This is a genomic window from Streptomyces sp. NPDC046727 (assembly GCF_040645635.1).
Classification (GTDB): domain Bacteria; phylum Actinomycetota; class Actinomycetes; order Streptomycetales; family Streptomycetaceae; genus Streptomyces.
The window spans coordinates 118,057-135,854 of the sequence record NZ_JBEYYR010000008.1; the positions used below are offsets into that span (position 1 = coordinate 118,057).

Below are 17,798 nucleotides of genomic sequence, written 5' to 3' on the forward strand. Positions count from 1 at the left end.
CCTCTCGGAGAACCGGTTTGAACGGTTCCCGCAAGGTACCAGTTAAACCGGTTCCCCTGTAAGGTGAGGGGGTGCCGACGACCATCCGCTTCCGCCAGGGCGCGGGCCGCCCCTGCCTGGACTTCATCCGGACCCTGCGCCACCGGGGCACGGCCGAGGCCGTGGAGGAACTGCCCGACGCCGAGGCTCTGGCCGCCTGGGTACGACAGTGCGGCCCCTGCCCCGCCGAGACCGGCGACGCGGCATCCGGCCTGGTCGGGACGGCCCAGGAACTCCGCGAGGCGATCCACCGGCTGATCGGCGCCGCCCGCGCCGGGCGGACACCGGACGCGGAGGCGCGCGCCCTGGTCAACGAGGCCGCGGCACACGCCGTGCCCGTGCCCGCGCTCACCGCCTCGGGGCAGCTGGCCTGGCACGCCGGCGACCCGGTGCGCGCCACCCTGGCCCTGGTCGCCCGGGACGTGCTGGACCTGGTCACCTCCCCGGCGCTGGACCGGGTGCGCGACTGCTCCGGAGCCGCGTGCGGAGCGCTCTTCCTGGACACCTCGCGCCCGGGCACCCGGCGCTGGTGCTCGATGGACACATGCGGCAACCGCGCGAAGAAGGCGGCGCTGCGCCGCCGGGCCACCGACTGACCAGGGTCGTATCGACGTAACTCGAAACACCGGTGTCGGCCTATACTCCGGAGCCATGACAGACACCGCCCCGGATCCGGACCTGGTCAACGCGCTGCGGGCGCTGTCCAACCCGATGCGGCTGCAGATGCTGCGATGGCTGCGCGAACCCGAGCGGCACTTCCCGACGGAGACGGCCATCGCCGACCCGGCCGAGGTGGGTGTGTGCGTCAGCCACATACAGGCGAAGGCCGGGCTGGCCCAGTCCACCGTGTCGGCCTATATGGCCGAACTCCAGCGCGCGGGGCTGGTCCGGGCGACCCGCGTGGGCAAGTGGACCCACTACAAGCGGGACGAGCAGCGGATCGCCGGCCTGGTCGCGGAACTGGGCCAGACACTCTGACCGCCCCACCCCGTCCAGCCATTCCTCACCGCTTCGAACCGTCGACACCCCCCTCTTGCGCTTCATATCGAGATTCTGCGATATTACGATTGGTATCGGGATACAGCGAACTGACGACGCGATGAAGCGGCGCACCAATCCGTCCTGCTAGGGAGCACACCGATGGACCTCGGCACGTTCGGGATCTACACCTTCGACTTCGAGCATCAGCCGGCCGCGCAGATCCGGGACTCCGTCCAGCAGTTGGAGGACCTGGGGTGGCGGGCACTGTGGATCCCCGAGGCGCTCGGCCGGGACGCGTTCACGCACGCCGGCTTCCTGCTCTCGGTCACCCAGCGGCTGCATGTCGTCAACGGCATCGCCCGGATCTGGTCCCGGGAGGCCCGCTGGGCGCACGGCGCCTCACTGCTGCTCGCGGACGCCTACCCGGGCCGGCACACGCTGGGCCTCGGCTTCGGCGGCGAGCCCCGCCCGGGTGTCAAGCCGCTGGCCGCGATGGCCGCGTACCTGGACGAGCTGGACACCCTGGAGACTCCCAACCCCCGCCCCAGGACGCCGGTCCGGCGGCTGCTCGCCGCGTACGGGCCGAAGATGCTGGAGCTGTCCCGCGACCGCGCCGACGGAACCCACACCTACCACGTGAACACGGCCCACACCGCGCAGGCCCGGGAGATCGTCGGCCCGGACGCCTTCCTGGCCGTCGAGCACGCCGTACTGTTCGAGACCGACCCGGTCCGGGCCCGCTCGCTGGCCCGCGAGCATCTGCACGGCTACCTTCAGACGCCGTACAACCTCGCCAAGTTCCGCCGGCTGGGCTACACGGAGGACGATCTGTCCGGCGGCGGCAGCGACCGCTTCGTGGACGACCTGGTGTTCTGGGGCGACCCGGACACCGTCGTACGGAAGCTGCATGGCCACGTCGACGCGGGCGCCGACCATGTGGCCGTACAGGTGATCGGGGTCGAGCCGGGACGATCGGCGCTGGACCGGTGGCGGTTGCTGGCTGACGCGCTGGCGCCGTCGAAGGGCGCGGCTAGCCGCTGAAGCGGTCGCGCAGCTCGCGTTTGAGGATCTTGCCGCTGGCGTTGCGCGGCAACTCGTCCACGAACAGCACCCGCTTGGGAGCCTTGAACGGCGCGAGCTTCGCCTTCACATGCGCGATGAGCTGGTCCTCCGTCACCTCGCCGCGCGGGACGACCACCGCCGTGACGGCCTCGATCCACCGCTCGTCGGGCAGTCCGATCACGGCGGCCTCGGCGACCGCCTCATGGGTGTACAGGGCGTCCTCGACCTGGCGTGAAGCCACCAGCACGCCGCCGGAGTTGATGACGTCCTTCACCCGGTCCACGATGGTGAAGTAGCCCTCGGCGTCCCGCACGGCGAGGTCCCCGGAGTGGAACCAGCCGTCACGGAACGCCTCGGCGGTCTCCTCGGGCTTGTCCCAGTAGCCCTCGCACAACTGCGGTGAGCGGTAGACGATCTCGCCGGGTGTGCCGGCCGGGACGTCCTTGCCGTCCTCGTCGACCACCCGGGCGTCCACGAACAGTACGGGCCGCCCGCAGGAGTCCATCCGGCCCCGGTGCTCGTCGGGCGCCAGGACGGTGGCCAGCGGGCCGATCTCGCTCTGCCCGAAGCAGTTGTAGAAGCCGAGTTCCGGCAGCCGCTCGCGCAGGCGTTCCAGGACCGGCACCGGCATGATCGACGCGCCGTAGTAGGCCTTGCGCAGTCCGGACAGGTCCCGGGTCGCGAAGTCCGGGCGGCCCGCCAGCCCGATCCAGACCGTCGGCGGGGCGAACAGGCTGTCCACGCGCCCCGCCTCGATCAGGTCGAGGAGCCGGTCCCCGTCCGGCCCTTCGAGGATCAGGTTGGTGGCCCCGACGGCCAGGTAGGGCAGCAGGAAGACGTGCATCTGCGCGGAGTGGTACAGCGGCAGGGAGTGCGCGGGGCGGTCGCCGGCGCTGAGGTCCAGGGCGGTGATCGCGCTCAGGTACTCGTGGACCAGGGCCCGGTGCGTCATCATCGCGCCCTTGGGCAGGGCGGTGGTCCCCGAGGTGTAGAGCAGTTGCACCAGATCCTCGGTGCGCGGCTCCGGGCCGTCGTACGCGGGCGCCGTCGCGAGGCGCGCCAGCAGCGAGTCCTCGGCGTCGCGCAGCGGCAGGGTGCGGACGTCGGCGGCGAGCCGGCCCGCGAGATCGGGATCGGCGAGGACCAGCGAACTCCCGGACTGGCCGACCAGGTACGCGAGGTCGTCGCCGGTCAGGTTCTGGTTGACCGGCACGTGCACGAGGCCGGCCCGGGCGCAGGCCAGGAAGCCGATCAGATACGCGTCGGAGTTGTGGCCGTAGGAGGCGACCCGGTCGCCGGCGGCGAGGCCCTGGCCGAGCAGGACGCTCGCCGCGCGGGAGACGGCCTCGTCCAGTTCCGCGTACGTCCAGGTGCGGTCGCCGTACTCCACCGCGACCCGCGCCGGGGTGCGCCGGGCGCTGCGCCGGAGCACCCCGTCAACCGTGCTGCCATGTCCCTGCGTCATGACTCATGATCCTCGGTCCGTCACGGGGGCAGGTCAAGCACCCGGGGGACCCGGACACATACCGGTTGGTACGCTCAACCGCGCCTTCCCTCAATGATGTTGGGAGGCACGGCGTGCGTCGCCGTCGTCCTGACCGGCGCGGAAAACCCCTGCCGCATCCTGCGGTGGCTGCGCCGAAGCCCCGCCGCCCGTCCCGGCCACTTCCAACCCGAGGACACGGCCCGAAACGAGCTGCTGCGCTGCTTGAACGACACCGCGTTGCCCTTGGACGTCCGGGGCGGGGCTGGTCTCGTCCGTCTCTACGCCCTGCCCCTGACCCGCATCGTCGAGCTCACCGAGGACCACATCAACCACGACCAGGAGCACACCTACCTGGCAGCGGCCCGACGAAGGTATCTCTTGCCCGGCCAAAGCCCTGGACGCCCGCGTAACCCCCTCGGCCTCGCCGCCACGCTATTTGAGCCCGAGGACGATCGCGTAGATCACGGAGCGCCACACACAGCGCGCCTCGTCGAAGCCTGCCCGGCGCAGCGCCTCCTCGTGCCATTCGATGGGCTGCGTTTCACCGTCCGTTCGGTCGCCGAAGATCTCTTTGCGCCGAGCGACGTGCTCGGCAAGCCGTTCGTCGTCGGCGGCGGCGTCCCACCATGCGTCCCAGGCCAAGACGCCGTTGCGACGTGCCTGGTGCATGCGCCGGTGCCGCAGTGCTCGTTCTGCGCTGTTGAGGCGTGGTGTGCTCGCGTCGGGCATGTAGTCAGCGTTCATGAAGACACCGCCTTCGCGCAGCAGGCCCGCGACCTGCGCGTAGAGCTGCTCCAGTGACTCGGTGTCCAGCCAGTGGAGTGCAGTGGCGGTCAGAACGGCGTCGTACTCCCCCTGCGGCAGCAGATGCGTCCAGCACGGGTCCCGCAGGTCGGCGGCGACGAACGTGACGCGCTCGTCACCCGCGTGACTGCCCCGGGCGATGGTGAGCAGAGCCGGGTCGAGGTCGGCACCCGTCACTGTCGCGCGTGGGAAGCGCCGGAGCACGCGATCGGTGATGCTGCCAGTACCGCAGGCGAGGTCCAGAACGCGTGGTGCCGTGCCGGCAACGGCCTCGACGAGGTCGAGCATGCTCCGGAACTGTTCCTCGCGGCGGGGCATGTACCACTCCTGCTGGCGGTCCCAGCTGTCCTGCCACGCCTGCCAGTCGGTCGTCAATGCCATCGCATTCCTCACCAGGTACGCAGATCCAGACAAACGCACTCTGCGCAACATGAAAGGCGACTCCGGCTCGGTGACGCGCGTGAGCATGGCCGCGATCACCCGATCAGCCCACCGGAAGGAGCAGGCAGGGAAGCGGGGAACGAACATTTGTGTGTAGGCGCGCAGAGCGGTCGCCGCACGACTACGGCGACCGACCTCGGTTCGCGCTCGCTCCGACGAGTCAGTTGCGCACCCAGGCGCCCACAGGAGTGGAGACAAGCATGGAGATCCTGTTCGTCGACGAGCACTACATGAAGGCGCGATGGCCCGACATCGAGTCCGCGATCCGGAGATCGTTCGCAGGGGCGCAGTTCAATGACCCTGGCTACTCGGTGGACAACCCCTTGGAGTTCACGCGTTCCTCGTTGGACGGCAGACTCGGTCCCGGCATCAAGCACCTGGTCGCAGTGGACGCGCAGGATGACATACTGGGCGGTCAGTTCTGCATACCGACAGAGCGACCGCCGGGGCAGGATACGGCCGAAGTCGGATGGTTCTTCTGTCTTCCGCATGTCGATCCGGCGTCCCGCAGACTGATGGTCGACACGCTCATGCAGCGAATGTTCGATGTACTGCGTGAGGCGGGATTCGCGCGCATCGTAACCAACATGGGAACAGTGGCCGGCGCGAAGACGATCCACCGCTATGGCGCCGTCCACTGCCCCACCACCGGCCAGTACAACCGCTGGATCAAAGAGCTGTGAGCCTCCCGCCCCGATCGCGATCGTAGCGACGAAGTCGAGCGCACCGTAAACGCACTCAAGGGGTTCCGCGCCATGGCGACCCGGTACGACAAGAGCTGCCTCAGGGTATCGGTGAGCGAAGTCGCCGGTCAGGAAGAACGCGGCGGGCGCGTGCCGGCGGGCGAGTTCGCCGAGGACACGGTTCAGGCCGGCGTCGTTCCAGGCTGCGTTGAACGTCACTGCGACCACGAGCTCGCGCGTGCGGATCACGCGGTTCTCCGATCCGAACAGCGCCCGCAGGCCCGCTTGCTCCGCGGCAGCTGCCGGGCGCGGCGCGGCCGTCCCGGCGATCGCGGCCGGGGGCCTGGGTACCGCCATCCACAGGGCGACGGACAGCCCGATGGCCACTCCTCCCCCGTGCCCAGGGTCGTCCACGTGAGCGAACGCTGATCCTGTGGTCCCGTCCCCCATGGGGCGGGACCACACCGCTCTCACACGGGACGTGTACGTCCCTCCCAGTACGGGTCCCGCAGCCGCCGCTTGTACAGCTTGCCGTTGGGGTCGCGGGGCATCTCGGCGATGAAGTCGACGCTCCTGGGCCGCTTGTAGCCGGCGAGTCGCTCGGCGCAGTGGCCGAGGAGGGCGGCGGCCAGCTCCGGGCCCGGCTCCTGGCCCAGGGCCGGTTCGACGACGGCCTTGACCTCCTCGCCCCAGTCGTCGTGCGGGATGCCGAAGACCGCGGCGTCGGCGACGGCCGGGTGGGCGAGCAGCGCGGACTCGATCTCGGCCGGGTAGATGTTCACCCCGCCGGAGATGATCATGTCGATCTTGCGGTCGCGGAGGAAGAGGTAGCCGTCCTCGTCGAGGTAGCCGAGGTCGCCGACGGTGAAGAAGTCGCCGATGCGGTTCTTCCTCGTCTTGGCCTCGTCCTTGTGGTACGAGAAGCCGCCGGTGTTCATCTTCAGGTAGACGGTGCCGAGTTCGCCGGGCGGCAGCCGCTTCCCGTCCTCGTCGAAGATCGCGAGTTCGCTGATGGGCCAGGCCTTGCCGACGGTGCCGGGCTTCTTCAGCCAGTCCTCGGCGGTGGCGAAGGCCCCGCCGCCCTCGCTGGCGGCGTAGTACTCCTCCACACACCCGCCCCACCAGTCGATCATCGCCCGCTTCACATGGTCGGGGCAGGGCGCGGCCCCGTGGATGGCGTGCCGCATGGACGAGACGTCGTAGCGGGCCCTGACCTCGTCCGGGAGGGCCAGCAGCCGGTGGAACTGGGTCGGGACCATATGGGTGTGCGTGCACCTGTGTACGTCGATGACACGGAGCATCTCCTCGGGCGTCCACTTGTCCATCAGCACCAGGCGGTGGCCGATGTGCAGGGAGGCGCTGGCGAACTGGAGTACGGCGGTGTGGTACAGCGGCGAGCAGACGAGATGCACGTTGCCGTCGTGCGGTGTGATGCCGAAGATGCCGAGGAAGCCGCCGAGGTAGGACTCCTCGGGGCGCTTGCCGGGCAGCGGGCGGCGGATGCCGCGCGGGCGGCCGGTCGTGCCCGAGGTGTAGTTCATGACCCAGCCCAGCTCGCGGTCCTCCGGCGCCGAGCCGGGCTGTCCCTCGAGGAGTTCGGCGTACGGCCGGAAGCCCTCGACCGTGCCGACGGCGTACCGGTGGCTCGCCGGGAGTCCGGCCTCGTCGGCCGCGTGACGGGCCGGGCCGGCGAACCGCTCGTGGGCGATGAGCACCTTGGCGCCGGAGTCGGCGACGATCCAGGCGATCTCCGGGCCCACGAAGTGGTGGTTGACGGGGACGAGGTAGAGGCCGGCCTGGCTGGCGGCCAGGTACGCGGTGAAGAACTCGGCGCCGTTGGGCAGGACGACCGCGAAGGCGTCCCCGCGCCTCAGGCCGGCGGCGCGCAGGCCGTGGACGAGGCGGTTGGCGGCGGCGTGCAGCCGTCCGGCGGTCCACTCCTCGCCGTCCGGCGCGATCAGGACCGTACGGTCGGGGGCCTGGGTGGCCTGGGCCCAGAACCCGGCGGGGGGTGTGCTCACCGGCCGCTCCTTCCGGCGATGCGGTTGATGCGGTCCACGGCCTGTTCGAAGCCGCGGGTGAGGTCGTCGAAGACGGCCTGGACGCTGCGTTCGCCGGTCATGCGGCCCACGATCTGGCCGACGGGGGTACCGAGCAGCGGCTCGACCTCGTACTTCTGGATCCGGGAGACCGCCTCGGCGACCAGCAGGCCCTGCAGGGGCATGGGCAGGGTGCCGGGACCCGCCGGGTCGTCCCAGGCATCGGTCCACTCGGTACGGAGCTGGCGTGCGGGTTTGCCGGTCAGGGCGCGGGAGCGGACGGTGTCGCCGGAGCCGGCGGCGAGCAGCTTGCGGGTCAGGGCGGGCGAGTGGAGGTCCGCCTCTGTGGTGGTCAGCCATATGGAGCCCAGCCACACGCCTTGGGCGCCGAGGCTGAGCGCGGCAGCCACCTGCGGGCCGCTGCCGATGCCTCCCGCGGCCAGGACGGGCAGCGGGGCGACGGCCTCCACGACTTCGGGGGTGAGCACCATGGTGGCGATCTCCCCGGTGTGGCCGCCGGCCTCGTAGCCCTGGGCCACCACGATGTCGATGCCCGCCTCCTGGTGCTTGCGGGCGTGCCGGGCGCTGCCGGCGAGCGCGGCGACCAGGACCTCCTGGTCGTGGGCGCGCGCGACGACGTCGGCGGGGGGCGAGCCGAGGGCGTTGGCCAGCAGCCTGATCGGGTAGTCGAAGGCGACGTCGAGCTGGGTGCGGGCGACCTGCTCCATCCAGCCGGTGATACGCCACCCGGAGGCCTCGCCCTCGGCCAGCTCCGGCACCCCGTGCCTGGCGAGGGTGTCCCGCACGAACTGCCGGTGCCCCTCGGGGATCATCGCCTCGACATCCGCCTCGCTCAGTGTTTGATTTTTCGGGGCCTCCACCTTCTTCGCGGGCATGACCACGTCCAGGCCGTAGGGCCGGCCGCCGGCGTGTGCGTCGAGCCAGTCGAGGTCGCGTTTGAGGTCGTCGGGGGCGGTGTAGCGGACCGCGCCGAGCACGCCGAAGCCGCCGGCCCGGCTGATGGCCGCGGCGACGGCGGGGAACGGCGTGAAGCCGAAGACGGCGTGCTCGACTCCCAGTTTCCTGCTCAGCTCCGTCTGCATGGGCGCAGGATGCCGCAGCCGGGCGGACGACGGAAGGCCTTTTCTGATGCTCCGTCAGATTCTTGCCGAGGGTACACGCCCCGTTGACACGCCCAGCACCTGACAGGAGCGTTTCACCGGCAGGGCAAGCCCCGAAAGATACTTTCAGGCGGGAGGCCGCGATGACGGACGACCTTGCGAGCAGACAGGGGAGCGGACTGACGCGCCGTCGGCTCATGGCGGGCTCCCTGGCCACGGGCGGCGCACTGGCCCTCGGCAGCCTCCCGGTGTCCCCCGCCGCCGCGCCCGCGTCCGGACGCCGCACCCCCCTGCGCCACGGCTCCCCCGAACGCGCCGGGCTGCTCCCCGAGCACCTGCGGCAACTCGTCACCGACGCCGAGGCGTTCCTCGGCCCCTCCCCCCGCCACCCGTGGTACGCGGGCGCCGTCCTGCTCGCCGGGCGCGGCAGCACCGTGGCGCTGCACGAGCCGATCGGCATGGCGGTGCGCTACGCCGCGTACGACGAGAAGACCGACACCGGCGTCGAGTTCCCGCCCGACCGGCAGCTCCCGATGACCCGGGACACCGTGTTCGACCTGGCCTCCGTCTCCAAGCTGTTCACGTCCCTCCTCGCCGTGCAGCAGATCGAGCGGGGCGCGCTGGACCTGGAGGGGAAGGTCGCCTCGTACCTCCCGGACTTCGGACGCGCGGGCAAGCGGGAGGTGACGGTCCGCCACCTGCTCACCCACACCTCGGGTTTCCGCTCCTGGATCCCGCTGTACGACGCGCCGACGTACGAGCAGAAGCTGGAGCTGATCTGGAACGAGGCCCCGCTGCACCCGCCCGGCACCGCGTACCTGTACTCGGACCTGAACCTGATCTCCCTGCACCTCGTCCTGGAGGAGATCACCGGCCGGCCCCTGGACACGCTGCTGCGCGACGAGATCACCGGCCCGCTCGGCCTGGACAGCACCCGCTACAACCCGCCCGCCTCCTGGCGGGCGCGGATCGCGGCCACCGAGGACGCGCGCAGGCCCTGGTCCGGGCTGGACCGCGGGCTCGTGTGGGGCGAGGTGCACGACGAGAACGCGTACAGCCTGGGCGGGGTCGCGGGCCACGCGGGGGTGTTCTCGTGCGCGTGGGACCTCGCGGTCCTCGCCCGGGCTCTGCTCGACGGCGGCTCCTACGGCAGGACCCGGATCCTGCGGCCCGAGTCGGTGGACCTGATGTTCACCGACTTCAACACGGCCTTCCCCGGCGACGAGCACGGCCTCGGCTTCGAGCTGTACCAGCACTGGTACATGGGGGCGATGGCCACCCCGCGCACGGCCGGCCACACCGGCTTCACGGGCACCTCCCTGGTGCTGGATCCCACGACCGACTCCTTTCTGGTCGTCCTCGGCAACTCCGTGCACCCGGTGCGCACCTGGCGATCCGGTTCCGCGCCCCGGGTCGCGGCCGGCAACCACCTCGCCCGCGCGGTACCCGTCCGCCCCGCGCGGGGCCGTACGGCCTGGTTCTCGGGCATGGCGAACGCCACGGCCGCGACGCTCGCCCTGCCCGCGCTGGACACCTCCCCCGGCACGGCCCGCCTGCGCTGTGCCCTGTGGTGGGACACCGAACCCCGCTCCGACGCGGTGGCCCTGGAGTCCACGACGGACGGCGGGACCACCTGGCAGCCCGTCCCCTTCACCACCGTGCGCCACGGCGAGAACCCCGAGGAGCACCCGGCGGGCACGGTCACCGGCTGGTCGGGCCGCGTCTGGCACCGGGTGACCGCGGACCTCCCGGCCGACCCTCGGCTGACCCTGCGCTGGCGGTACTCCACCGACCGGCTGTACGTCGGCCGGGGCGCGTACGTCGACGCGCTCTGCGTCGAGGCGGGCGGGGCGGTGCTGTTCGACGGGGCCCGCCCGGCGGACGCGGCCCGGATCACGGCGGTGGGCTGGCAGGACGCGGCCGACTGAGGCGGACGCCGAGCGGCGCGTCGGTCACGCGGTGGTCAGGGCCGCTCCAGCACCGCCATCGCCGCGTTGTGCCCCGGCACCCCGCTCACCCCGCCCCCGCGCACCGCGCCCGCCCCGCACAGCAGGACGTTGGCGTGCCGCGTCGCCACGCCCCAGCGGCCGGAGTCCTCCTGGGCGTACGGCCAGGACAGCGCCCGGTGGAAGATGTTCCCGCCGGGCAGCCGCAGGTCGCGTTCGAGGTCGAGCGGGGTCCTGGCCTCGATGCAGGGGCGGCCGTCGGCGTCGGTGGCCAGGCAGTCCGCGAGGGGTTCGGCAAGGTGGGCGTCGAGCTGGGCGAGGGTGGACTTCAGGAGTTCCTCGCGCACGGCGTCGTTGTCCCGGTCGAAGAGCCGGGCCGGGGTGTGCAGGCCGAAGAGGGTGAGCGTCTGGAAGCCGCGCTCGGCGAGGTCGGGGCCGAGGATGGTGGGGTCGGTCAGGGAGTGGCAGTAGATCTCCGAGGGCGGTGTGGCCGGGAGTTCGCCCGCGGCGGCCTGGGCGTGGGCGGTGGCCAGTTGGCCGTAGCCCTCGGCGATGTGGAAGGTGCCGGCGAAGGCCTCGCGGGGGTCCACGGCGGGATCGCGGAGCCTGGGCAGCCGGGTGAGCAGCATGTTGACCTTGAGCTGGGCGCCCTCGGCGGGTTCGGGCGCCGGGCCGCCGGTGAGGGTCGCCAGTTCCTGCGGGGAGGCGTTGACCAGGACGTGCCGGGCGGCGGCGACGCCCTCGCCGTCCCGGGTGCGGTAGGCGACCTCGGCGGTGTGTCCGTCGGTGTCGATCCGGACCGCCTCGTGGCCGGTCGCGATGACCGCGCCCGCCGAGCGGGCCGCCGCGGCGAGCGCGTCGGTCAGCGCGCCCATGCCGCCGACGGGCACGTCCCAGGCGCCGGTCCCGCCGCCGATGACGTGGTAGAGGAAGCAGCGGTTCTGGGTCAGGGAGGGGTCGTGGGCGTCGGCGAAGGTGCCGATGAGCGCGTCGGTGAGGACGACGCCCCGGACCAGGTCGTCGGTGAAGTTCTCCTCGACGGCGACACCGATCGGCTCCTCGAACAGGGCCCGCCAGGCGGTCTCGTCGTCGATGCGGCGGCGCAGTTCGTCGCGGGTGGGCAGGGGTTCGGTGAGGGTCGGGAAGACGCGCTCGGCGACGCGGGCCGTCATGCCGTAGAAGCGCTGCCAGGCGGTGTACTCGCGGTCGCCGCCGGTCAGCCGGGCGAACGCCTCCCGGGTGCGCTGCTCGCCGCCGCCGACCAGGAGTCCGGTGGGCCGCCCCGCCCGTACCGCCGGGGTGTACGACGAGATGGTGCGGGCGCGGACCCGGAAGTCAAGACCGAGGTCGCTCACGATCTTCCGCGGCAGCAGGCTGACCAGGTAGGAGTACCGCGACAGGCGGGCGTCGACCCCGGGGAAGGGGCGGGTGGAGACGGCCGCGCCGCCGGTGTGGTCCAGGCGTTCCAGCACCAGTACGGAGCGGCCGGCGCGGGCCAGGTAGGCGGCGGCGACCAGGCCGTTGTGGCCGCCGCCGACGATGACGGCGTCGTACGCGCGGGTTTCCTCGTTCGCGGACATGGTTCTTCGTAGCACGTGGTGATCGGCCTGGGAAGCCAAACGTTTCTGTGGTGATGTGCGCCCTCCAATCGGACCAGCCGCCGTCAAGTCCTGCGGCCGGGGCGTCGACGCTCACCTGCGCAGACCTGCCACGGCGGAGGCGCGAGCGAGGAGTCGCACATGGGCAGAATGGCGGCGTGGGGAGCGAGGGCGCGTGCCTGGCTCGACAAGATGCCGTACTGGGCGTCCCGGGGCGAGATGGGACCGTGGGAGCAGCGGGAGCTGCTCCGGGCGAGGATCACGGAGCTGGAGGCCGTCCTCGACGCCATCTCGGCCCGGGCGCAGGCGGACAGCGAGCGGAGTGATCTGGCGCCGTCCTATGTGGCCAAGGCACGTCTGGAACTCGACGCCGCGCGCGATGTCCTCGGGCACAAGGCGCACTCGAGGATGCGGCGGGCCTCGCACCTGGGTGTGGCCCAGTCACATGTGGACGCCGCACTGAACCTCATGGTGTGGACGTCGTCGCTCGACGACATCAGGGCCCTCCTCCCGGACATGGCGGCCCTGGTCGACGAGCACTTCCCGGTCCGTGACCCGCGCAGGGTCCGCGTCAAGGAGATCACCCGCAGACTGAGCCAGCCGGACAACAGGATCCTGGAGCCCAGCGATCGCTTCTTCCTGGGCGAGACGGTCAGCCTCGCCCGGCGGCTGCTGCGCAAGGAGACCCTCCGTGTGCGCAGCTTCGTGCGGATCGTGACGGTCGTGACCGTCGGCCTGATCATCGCGGCGGTCGCCGTCGCCTGGGCCGCCTACCGCTGGGACAACCTGGTTCCCCTGTGCTTCACGCCCGAGTCCCACGGGAGCTTCTCCATCGTGTGCCCCACCCGGACCGTGACGGGTCTCGCGTCGCCGCCCGGGACGGGCGCCGTCGGCAAGGCGTCCAGCCCGGCGGACTACCTCGTCGTCGAGCTGGTCGGCCTGGTGGCCGCGGGCATCGCCTCCGCGGCGTCGCTGCGCCGGATCAGGGGAACATCGCTGCCGTACGACGTCCCGGTCGTGCTCGCGCTCCTGAAGCTCCCGACCGGTGCGCTCACGGCGGTGCTGGGACTGCTGCTGATGCGCGGTGGCTTCCTGCCCGGGCTCACCGCCCTCGACTCCACGGCCCAGATCATCGCCTGGTCGGTCGTCCTCGGCTACTCCCAGCAGCTGTTCACGAAATCCGTCGACAGCCAGGGGCAGGCCGTGCTGGACGCCGTCCGCGGCCCGCAGAGCGCCTACAAGCCGGGCGAGGACAACCGGCCTTGAGGCGGGACGGACCGTGCGGCTCGCGCGCGCGACGGGCGAGGGCCGGTGCCAGGGCGGCCTAGCGCCCCAGCTTGTCCCGCGTCGGTCGCGCCTGCGGGCCGAGTCTGGCCATCGCCCGCAGGATGTGTTTCGGCGGCAGTTGCCAGCGCAGCCGCGCCGGTATCGCGCGCAGCACGGCGCCCGTGGCGCGGAGTCGTCGGGTGACGGTGGCGGGCGCGGGGGCGGGCCTGCCGTACAGCTCGTGCGCGTACGGCGGCAGGGAGCCGTACGCCAGTCGGGCCACCCGCCGCCACAGCAGTGCGCGCGCCGGGACGAGGAGAGGGTGCGTGGGCGGGCGGCGCAGGAAGTCGTCCACCGTGCGGGCCTCGGGTCCCGCGGCCAGTTCCGGGCGCACCTTCTCGAAGTACGCGGCCAGTTCGGCGCGGCTCGCCGGCACGGTCCGCGGGTCGAGCCCCACCAGCCGGGCGCTGACGCGGTGTTCGGCGATGTACCGGTCGGCCTGGGCGTCGGTGAGCGGGTATCCGGAGCGACGCAGGACGTGCAGATAGGAGTCGATCTCCGCGCAGTGCACCCACAGCAGCAGTGCGGGCTCGTCGACGCCGTACCGCTCGCCGGTGTCCGGGTCGGTCACCCGCAGCAGGCCGTGGATCCGGCGCACGCGGGCACCGGCGCGCTCGGCCGCCTCGCTCGTGCCGTAGGTCGTCGTCCCGACGAAGTTCGCGGTGCGCATCAGCCGCCCCCAGGCGTCGCGCCGGAAGTCGGAGTTCTGCATCACCCCGCGGACCGCGCGCGGGTGCAGGGCCTGGAGATAGAGCGCGCGGACGCCGGCGACCCACATCATGGGGTCGCCGTGCGTCTGCCACGTCACCGAGCCGGGGCCGAAGAGGCCCGGGTCGCCAGGGGTGTCCATGCCGTCCACAGCGGCAGTGTGGGCAGTGCGCGGGCGCGGTGGCAAGGCCCTGGCCACGTGGACACCCGACGCGGGGCCACGGGAGTCCGGTCCGGCACTCCCCCTTCGTGTCATGTTCCGGCTACACCGGCACGACCGGCCATTTACCTCGCCTTTGCCGGTACATGGTCATCTGGCACGCGTTGGTCACCGGATCAGCACAGAGAAAGCGCCAAGGAGTCGCATCCATGCACAGAGCCACCCGCCGTCGCCTCACCGTCGCCACCGCCCTGGTCGCCGCGACCACGGCCGCCGTGGCCGTCACGAACGCCGCCGGCGCCTTCGACAACGCGCAGCGGGCGAAGGACGCGATCAAGGACGGGAAGGCGAAGAACGTCATCCTGCTCATCGGTGACGGCATGGGCGACTCGGAGATCACTCTCGCCCGCGACTACACCGTCGGCGCCAACGGCCGCCTGAACATGGACAAGTTCCCGCTGACCGGCGCCTACACCACCTACGCGGTCCACGCCGACGGCACCCCGGACTACGTCACCGACTCCGCCGCCAGCGGCTCCGGCTGGGCCACCGGTGTGAAGACGGTGAACGGCCGGATCTCCAAGACTCCTGGCACCGACAAGGCGGTCCGGACCATCCTGGAGCTGGCGCAGAAGGGCGGCTACGCCACCGGCAGCGTCACCACCGCCGAACTCACCGACGCCACCCCGGCCGTGCTCGCCTCCCACGCCACCGACCGCTCCTGCCAGGGCCCGGCCGACATGGCCAAGTGCCCCGCCGACACGATCGCGGCCGGCGGCCCCGGTTCGATCGCCGAGCAGTCCGTCAACCACAAGGTCGACGTCCTCATCGGCGGCGGCAAGCAGCGCTTCGACCAGAAGGTCACCGACGGCAGGTACAAGGGCCTCACCGTCACCGAGCAGGCGAAGAAGCTCGGCTACCAGGTCGTCACCGACAAGGCGGGCCTGAAGAGCGTGAAGGCCGGCAAGCCGGTGCTCGGCCTGCTCGCGAACGGCAACGTGCCGGTGGAGTGGAGCGGCAAGGCGGCGGCCGTCGGCGGCACGGACCCGCAGCGGTGCGTGACGTCCAACCCGAACCGCCCGTCGACGACGCCGAGCCTCGCGGACTCCGCCACCAAGGCGATCGAGCTGCTGGAGGCGAAGCAGCGGCAGAACCACTCCCAGCAGGGCTTCTTCCTGCAGATCGAGGGCGCCTCGATCGACAAGCAGGACCACGCCGCCGACCCCTGCGGCCAGATCGGTGAGACCGCGGCCTTCGACAAGGCGGTGAAGGTCGCCCGCGCCTACGCGGCCAAGCACCCCGACACCCTCGTCGTCACCACCGCCGACCACGGCCACACCAGCCAGATCGTCCCGCTGGAGGCCACCCCGCCCGGTCTGTCCTCCACGCTCGTCACCGACGAGGGCCAGCGGCTGAAGGTCAACTACTCGACCAACACCCCGGGCCAGTCCCAGGAGCACACCGGCACCCAGGTCCGGATCGCCGCCCAGGGCCCGCAGGCGTACCGCGTCCTCGGCGTCACCAACCAGACCGACCTGTTCACCACGATCCGCGAGGCACTGCGCCTGCGCTGAACCCGCCGCTGACGGGGGGAGCGCCGACCACGGTCGGCGCTCCCCCCGTCGCGTGTCGACTCGCGATGGCCGCCGCATGTGCGGGACCATGGAGAGACCCTCCGCCTCTGGCCGCCGGGCCTCCCGAGCGGCCGGCCGGACCGGAAGGAGCGCCATGCGCGAGAGCAGATCGGCCGCCGTCGTCGCGGCGCTGTGCACGGCCTCGGCACTCGTCCTGGCCGTGCCCCATGCCGCCGCGGCCGCCCCCGACCGGTGTGCCTACACGTCAGCGTCGTACCGGCCGACGCTCACGTACGGGGACTCCGGTACGGCGGTCAGGCAGGCGCAGTGCCTGAGCAACGTGTGGGGAGGCGAGCCGCCGAAGCTGGCCGTCAACGGCGTGTTCGGGTCCGTCATGCTGAACAAGATCGAGTGGATCCAGGGCTGCCACGGTCTGCCGCCGAGCGGTGTCATCGAGGGCCGCACCTGGCAGGTGCTCTATCACCCCGCTCTGGACTGCTACCTCCCCTATCCGGACTGAGTCCTCGGCGCGCCCTGCTGGTGAATCGTTGAAAAATTCCGGGACATACAAGTAAATTTCCGCCCACCGCTTCGAGATGTCACCGGCAGACGGGGGCAATGGGATGAGCACGGCCGACCGCGTCGCGGTGACGACCGGGATCGCGCGACTGCACGCGTCGCCCGGCCTCGCCGGGCCGGGCCGGCTCGGGCTGGTGACCAACCACACCGGTGTCCTCCCCGACCTGCGCCCGGCCGCGCCCGCGCTGCTCCGGGCCGGAGCGCGGCTGGTCGCCCTGTTCGGCCCCGAACACGGGCTGCACGGGACCGGCCAGGCCGGCGAGAGCGAGACCGCCCGGACCGACCCCGGCACCGGTCTGCCGGTCCACGACACCTACCGGCTGAGCGGCGAGCGCCTCGACAAACTGCTGGCCGGGAGCGGAGTCGACGCCCTGGTGTACGACCTGCAGGACATCGGGGCCAGGTTCTACACCTATGTGTGGACCATGTTCGACCTGATGGTCTCGGCGGCCCGTACGGGCGTCCGGTTCGTGGTCGCCGACCGGCCGAATCCCCTCGGCGGGCTCGTCAGCGAGGGCCCGCTGCTCGACCCGGCGTGGGCCAGCTTCGTGGGGCGCGCGCCGACACCCGTCCGGCACGGCCTGACCTGCGGCGAACTCGCCCGGCATCTCAACGCCTCGGCCGTGCCGCAGGCGGCGGGCAGCGCGGCCGACCTGACGGTGATCGAGGTCCTCGGCTGGCGGCGCGCCGCGGACGCGGGGGCCACCGGACTGCCGTGGGTCGCGCCCTCGCCCAACATCCCGACGCCCGCCACCGCCGCCGTCTACCCCGGCACCTGCCTGTTCGAGGGGACGAATCTCTCGGAGGGCCGGGGCACCACGCAGCCCTTCGAGCTCGTCGGGGCCCCGTACATCGACCCGCGGTTCGCACCCGCGCTCGCCGAACTCGCCCTGCCGGGAGTGCACTTCCGTGACCTGTACTTCGTCCCGGCCTTCCACAAACACGCCGGACGGCCGCTGCGCGGGGTCCAGCTCCACGTCACCGACCGCGAGGCGTTCGCTCCCGTACGCACCGCCGTCGCGATGCTCGCCACGCTCCGGCGGCTGTACCCCGACGACTTCGCCTGGCACACCACGGACGGTGGCGCGGAGGGGACCGGCCACCGTCACTTCATCGACCTGCTCTGGGGGTCCGACCGGTTGCGGCGCGCCGTCGACGCGGGCGAGGACCCGCTGACGCTGTGCGATCCGCCGGCGCCGCCCGGCCGGTGGGCCGGCGACGACGCGCTGCTCTACCCCTGAGGCGCCACGC

General features: G+C 71.8%; 14 protein-coding genes and 1 pseudogene. 9 read left to right on the forward strand and 6 right to left on the reverse strand.

What is annotated here, in order from left to right; all coding sequences use genetic code 11:
* Positions 1–71 precede the first annotated feature (71 nt).
* The 3 genes from ABZ937_RS12545 (at position 72) to ABZ937_RS12555 (ending at position 2,061) form a co-directional block, all read left to right on the forward strand.
* On the forward strand, positions 72–635 hold the full coding sequence (locus ABZ937_RS12545; protein WP_361689762.1) for an ABATE domain-containing protein: 564 nt from the start codon (positions 72–74) through the stop codon (positions 633–635).
* 55 nt (positions 636–690) lie between these two features.
* A complete protein-coding gene (locus ABZ937_RS12550) occupies positions 691–1,017 on the forward strand; it encodes a metalloregulator ArsR/SmtB family transcription factor (RefSeq protein WP_361689765.1) in 327 nt (108 codons plus the stop codon).
* A gap of 162 nt (positions 1,018–1,179) precedes the next feature.
* Complete coding sequence (locus ABZ937_RS12555; protein ID WP_361689768.1) at positions 1,180–2,061, forward strand: TIGR03620 family F420-dependent LLM class oxidoreductase; 882 nt, start codon at positions 1,180–1,182, stop codon at positions 2,059–2,061.
* Here the strand turns inward: ABZ937_RS12555 and ABZ937_RS12560 are convergent.
* Entirely contained in the window at positions 2,051–3,547 is a 1,497-nt protein-coding gene (locus tag ABZ937_RS12560) for an acyl-CoA synthetase (protein ID WP_361689771.1), read from the reverse strand. The two genes, ABZ937_RS12555 and ABZ937_RS12560, sit on opposite strands and share 11 nt — an antisense overlap.
* Before the next feature lie 453 nt (positions 3,548–4,000).
* Positions 4,001–4,753, reverse strand: coding sequence for a class I SAM-dependent methyltransferase (locus tag ABZ937_RS12565; protein WP_361689774.1), 753 nt, complete (start codon positions 4,751–4,753; stop codon positions 4,001–4,003).
* Between the two features lie 682 nt (positions 4,754–5,435).
* On the opposite strand from ABZ937_RS12565, the pseudogene ABZ937_RS12570 reads away from it, so the two are divergent.
* Positions 5,436–5,589, forward strand: a pseudogene (locus ABZ937_RS12570) (IS5/IS1182 family transposase); the annotation flags it as partial.
* Between the two features lie 377 nt (positions 5,590–5,966).
* Here the strand turns inward: ABZ937_RS12570 and ABZ937_RS12575 are convergent.
* Both ABZ937_RS12575 and ABZ937_RS12580 read right to left on the reverse strand, forming a co-directional pair.
* Positions 5,967–7,517: an acyl-CoA synthetase gene (locus ABZ937_RS12575; RefSeq protein WP_361689777.1), complete on the reverse strand. Its 1,551-nt coding sequence runs from the start codon at positions 7,515–7,517 to the stop codon at positions 5,967–5,969.
* Positions 7,514–8,638 (reverse strand): nitronate monooxygenase family protein, encoded by a 1,125-nt coding sequence (locus ABZ937_RS12580; RefSeq protein ID WP_361689780.1) that lies wholly within the window; start codon positions 8,636–8,638, stop codon positions 7,514–7,516. The genes ABZ937_RS12575 and ABZ937_RS12580 overlap by 4 nt, the downstream gene beginning before the upstream one ends.
* A 161-nt stretch (positions 8,639–8,799) precedes the next feature.
* Between ABZ937_RS12580 and ABZ937_RS12585 the strand changes: the two genes are divergently transcribed.
* The gene (locus tag ABZ937_RS12585) at positions 8,800–10,584 is read left to right on the forward strand and encodes a serine hydrolase (RefSeq protein WP_361689783.1); all 1,785 of its coding nucleotides are present in this window, start codon (positions 8,800–8,802) and stop codon (positions 10,582–10,584) included.
* 35 nt (positions 10,585–10,619) lie between these two features.
* Here the strand turns inward: ABZ937_RS12585 and ABZ937_RS12590 are convergent, their stop codons facing one another.
* Positions 10,620–12,182, reverse strand: coding sequence for an NAD(P)/FAD-dependent oxidoreductase (locus ABZ937_RS12590; RefSeq protein WP_361689786.1), 1,563 nt, complete (start codon positions 12,180–12,182; stop codon positions 10,620–10,622).
* A 159-nt stretch (positions 12,183–12,341) separates the two neighbouring features.
* On the opposite strand from ABZ937_RS12590, the gene ABZ937_RS12595 reads away from it, so the two are divergent.
* Positions 12,342–13,466, forward strand: a complete 1,125-nt coding sequence (locus ABZ937_RS12595; RefSeq protein WP_361689789.1) for a hypothetical protein — start codon at positions 12,342–12,344, stop codon at positions 13,464–13,466.
* A gap of 58 nt (positions 13,467–13,524) precedes the next feature.
* Here the strand turns inward: ABZ937_RS12595 and ABZ937_RS12600 are convergent, their stop codons facing one another.
* Positions 13,525–14,376 (reverse strand): oxygenase MpaB family protein, encoded by an 852-nt coding sequence (locus tag ABZ937_RS12600; RefSeq protein WP_361690179.1) that lies wholly within the window; start codon positions 14,374–14,376, stop codon positions 13,525–13,527.
* Between the two features lie 227 nt (positions 14,377–14,603).
* On the opposite strand from ABZ937_RS12600, the gene ABZ937_RS12605 reads away from it, so the two are divergent.
* The 3 genes from ABZ937_RS12605 to ABZ937_RS12615 all read left to right on the forward strand — a co-directional run bounded on the left by ABZ937_RS12605 (position 14,604) and on the right by ABZ937_RS12615 (position 17,788).
* Complete coding sequence (locus ABZ937_RS12605) at positions 14,604–15,968, forward strand: alkaline phosphatase (RefSeq protein ID WP_361689792.1); 1,365 nt, start codon at positions 14,604–14,606, stop codon at positions 15,966–15,968.
* A gap of 154 nt (positions 15,969–16,122) precedes the next feature.
* On the forward strand, positions 16,123–16,488 hold the full coding sequence (locus ABZ937_RS12610) for a peptidoglycan-binding domain-containing protein (protein ID WP_361689795.1): 366 nt from the start codon (positions 16,123–16,125) through the stop codon (positions 16,486–16,488).
* A gap of 103 nt (positions 16,489–16,591) precedes the next feature.
* Complete coding sequence (locus ABZ937_RS12615) at positions 16,592–17,788, forward strand: DUF1343 domain-containing protein (protein ID WP_361689798.1); 1,197 nt, start codon at positions 16,592–16,594, stop codon at positions 17,786–17,788.
* The last annotated feature ends 10 nt before the right edge of the window (positions 17,789–17,798 follow it).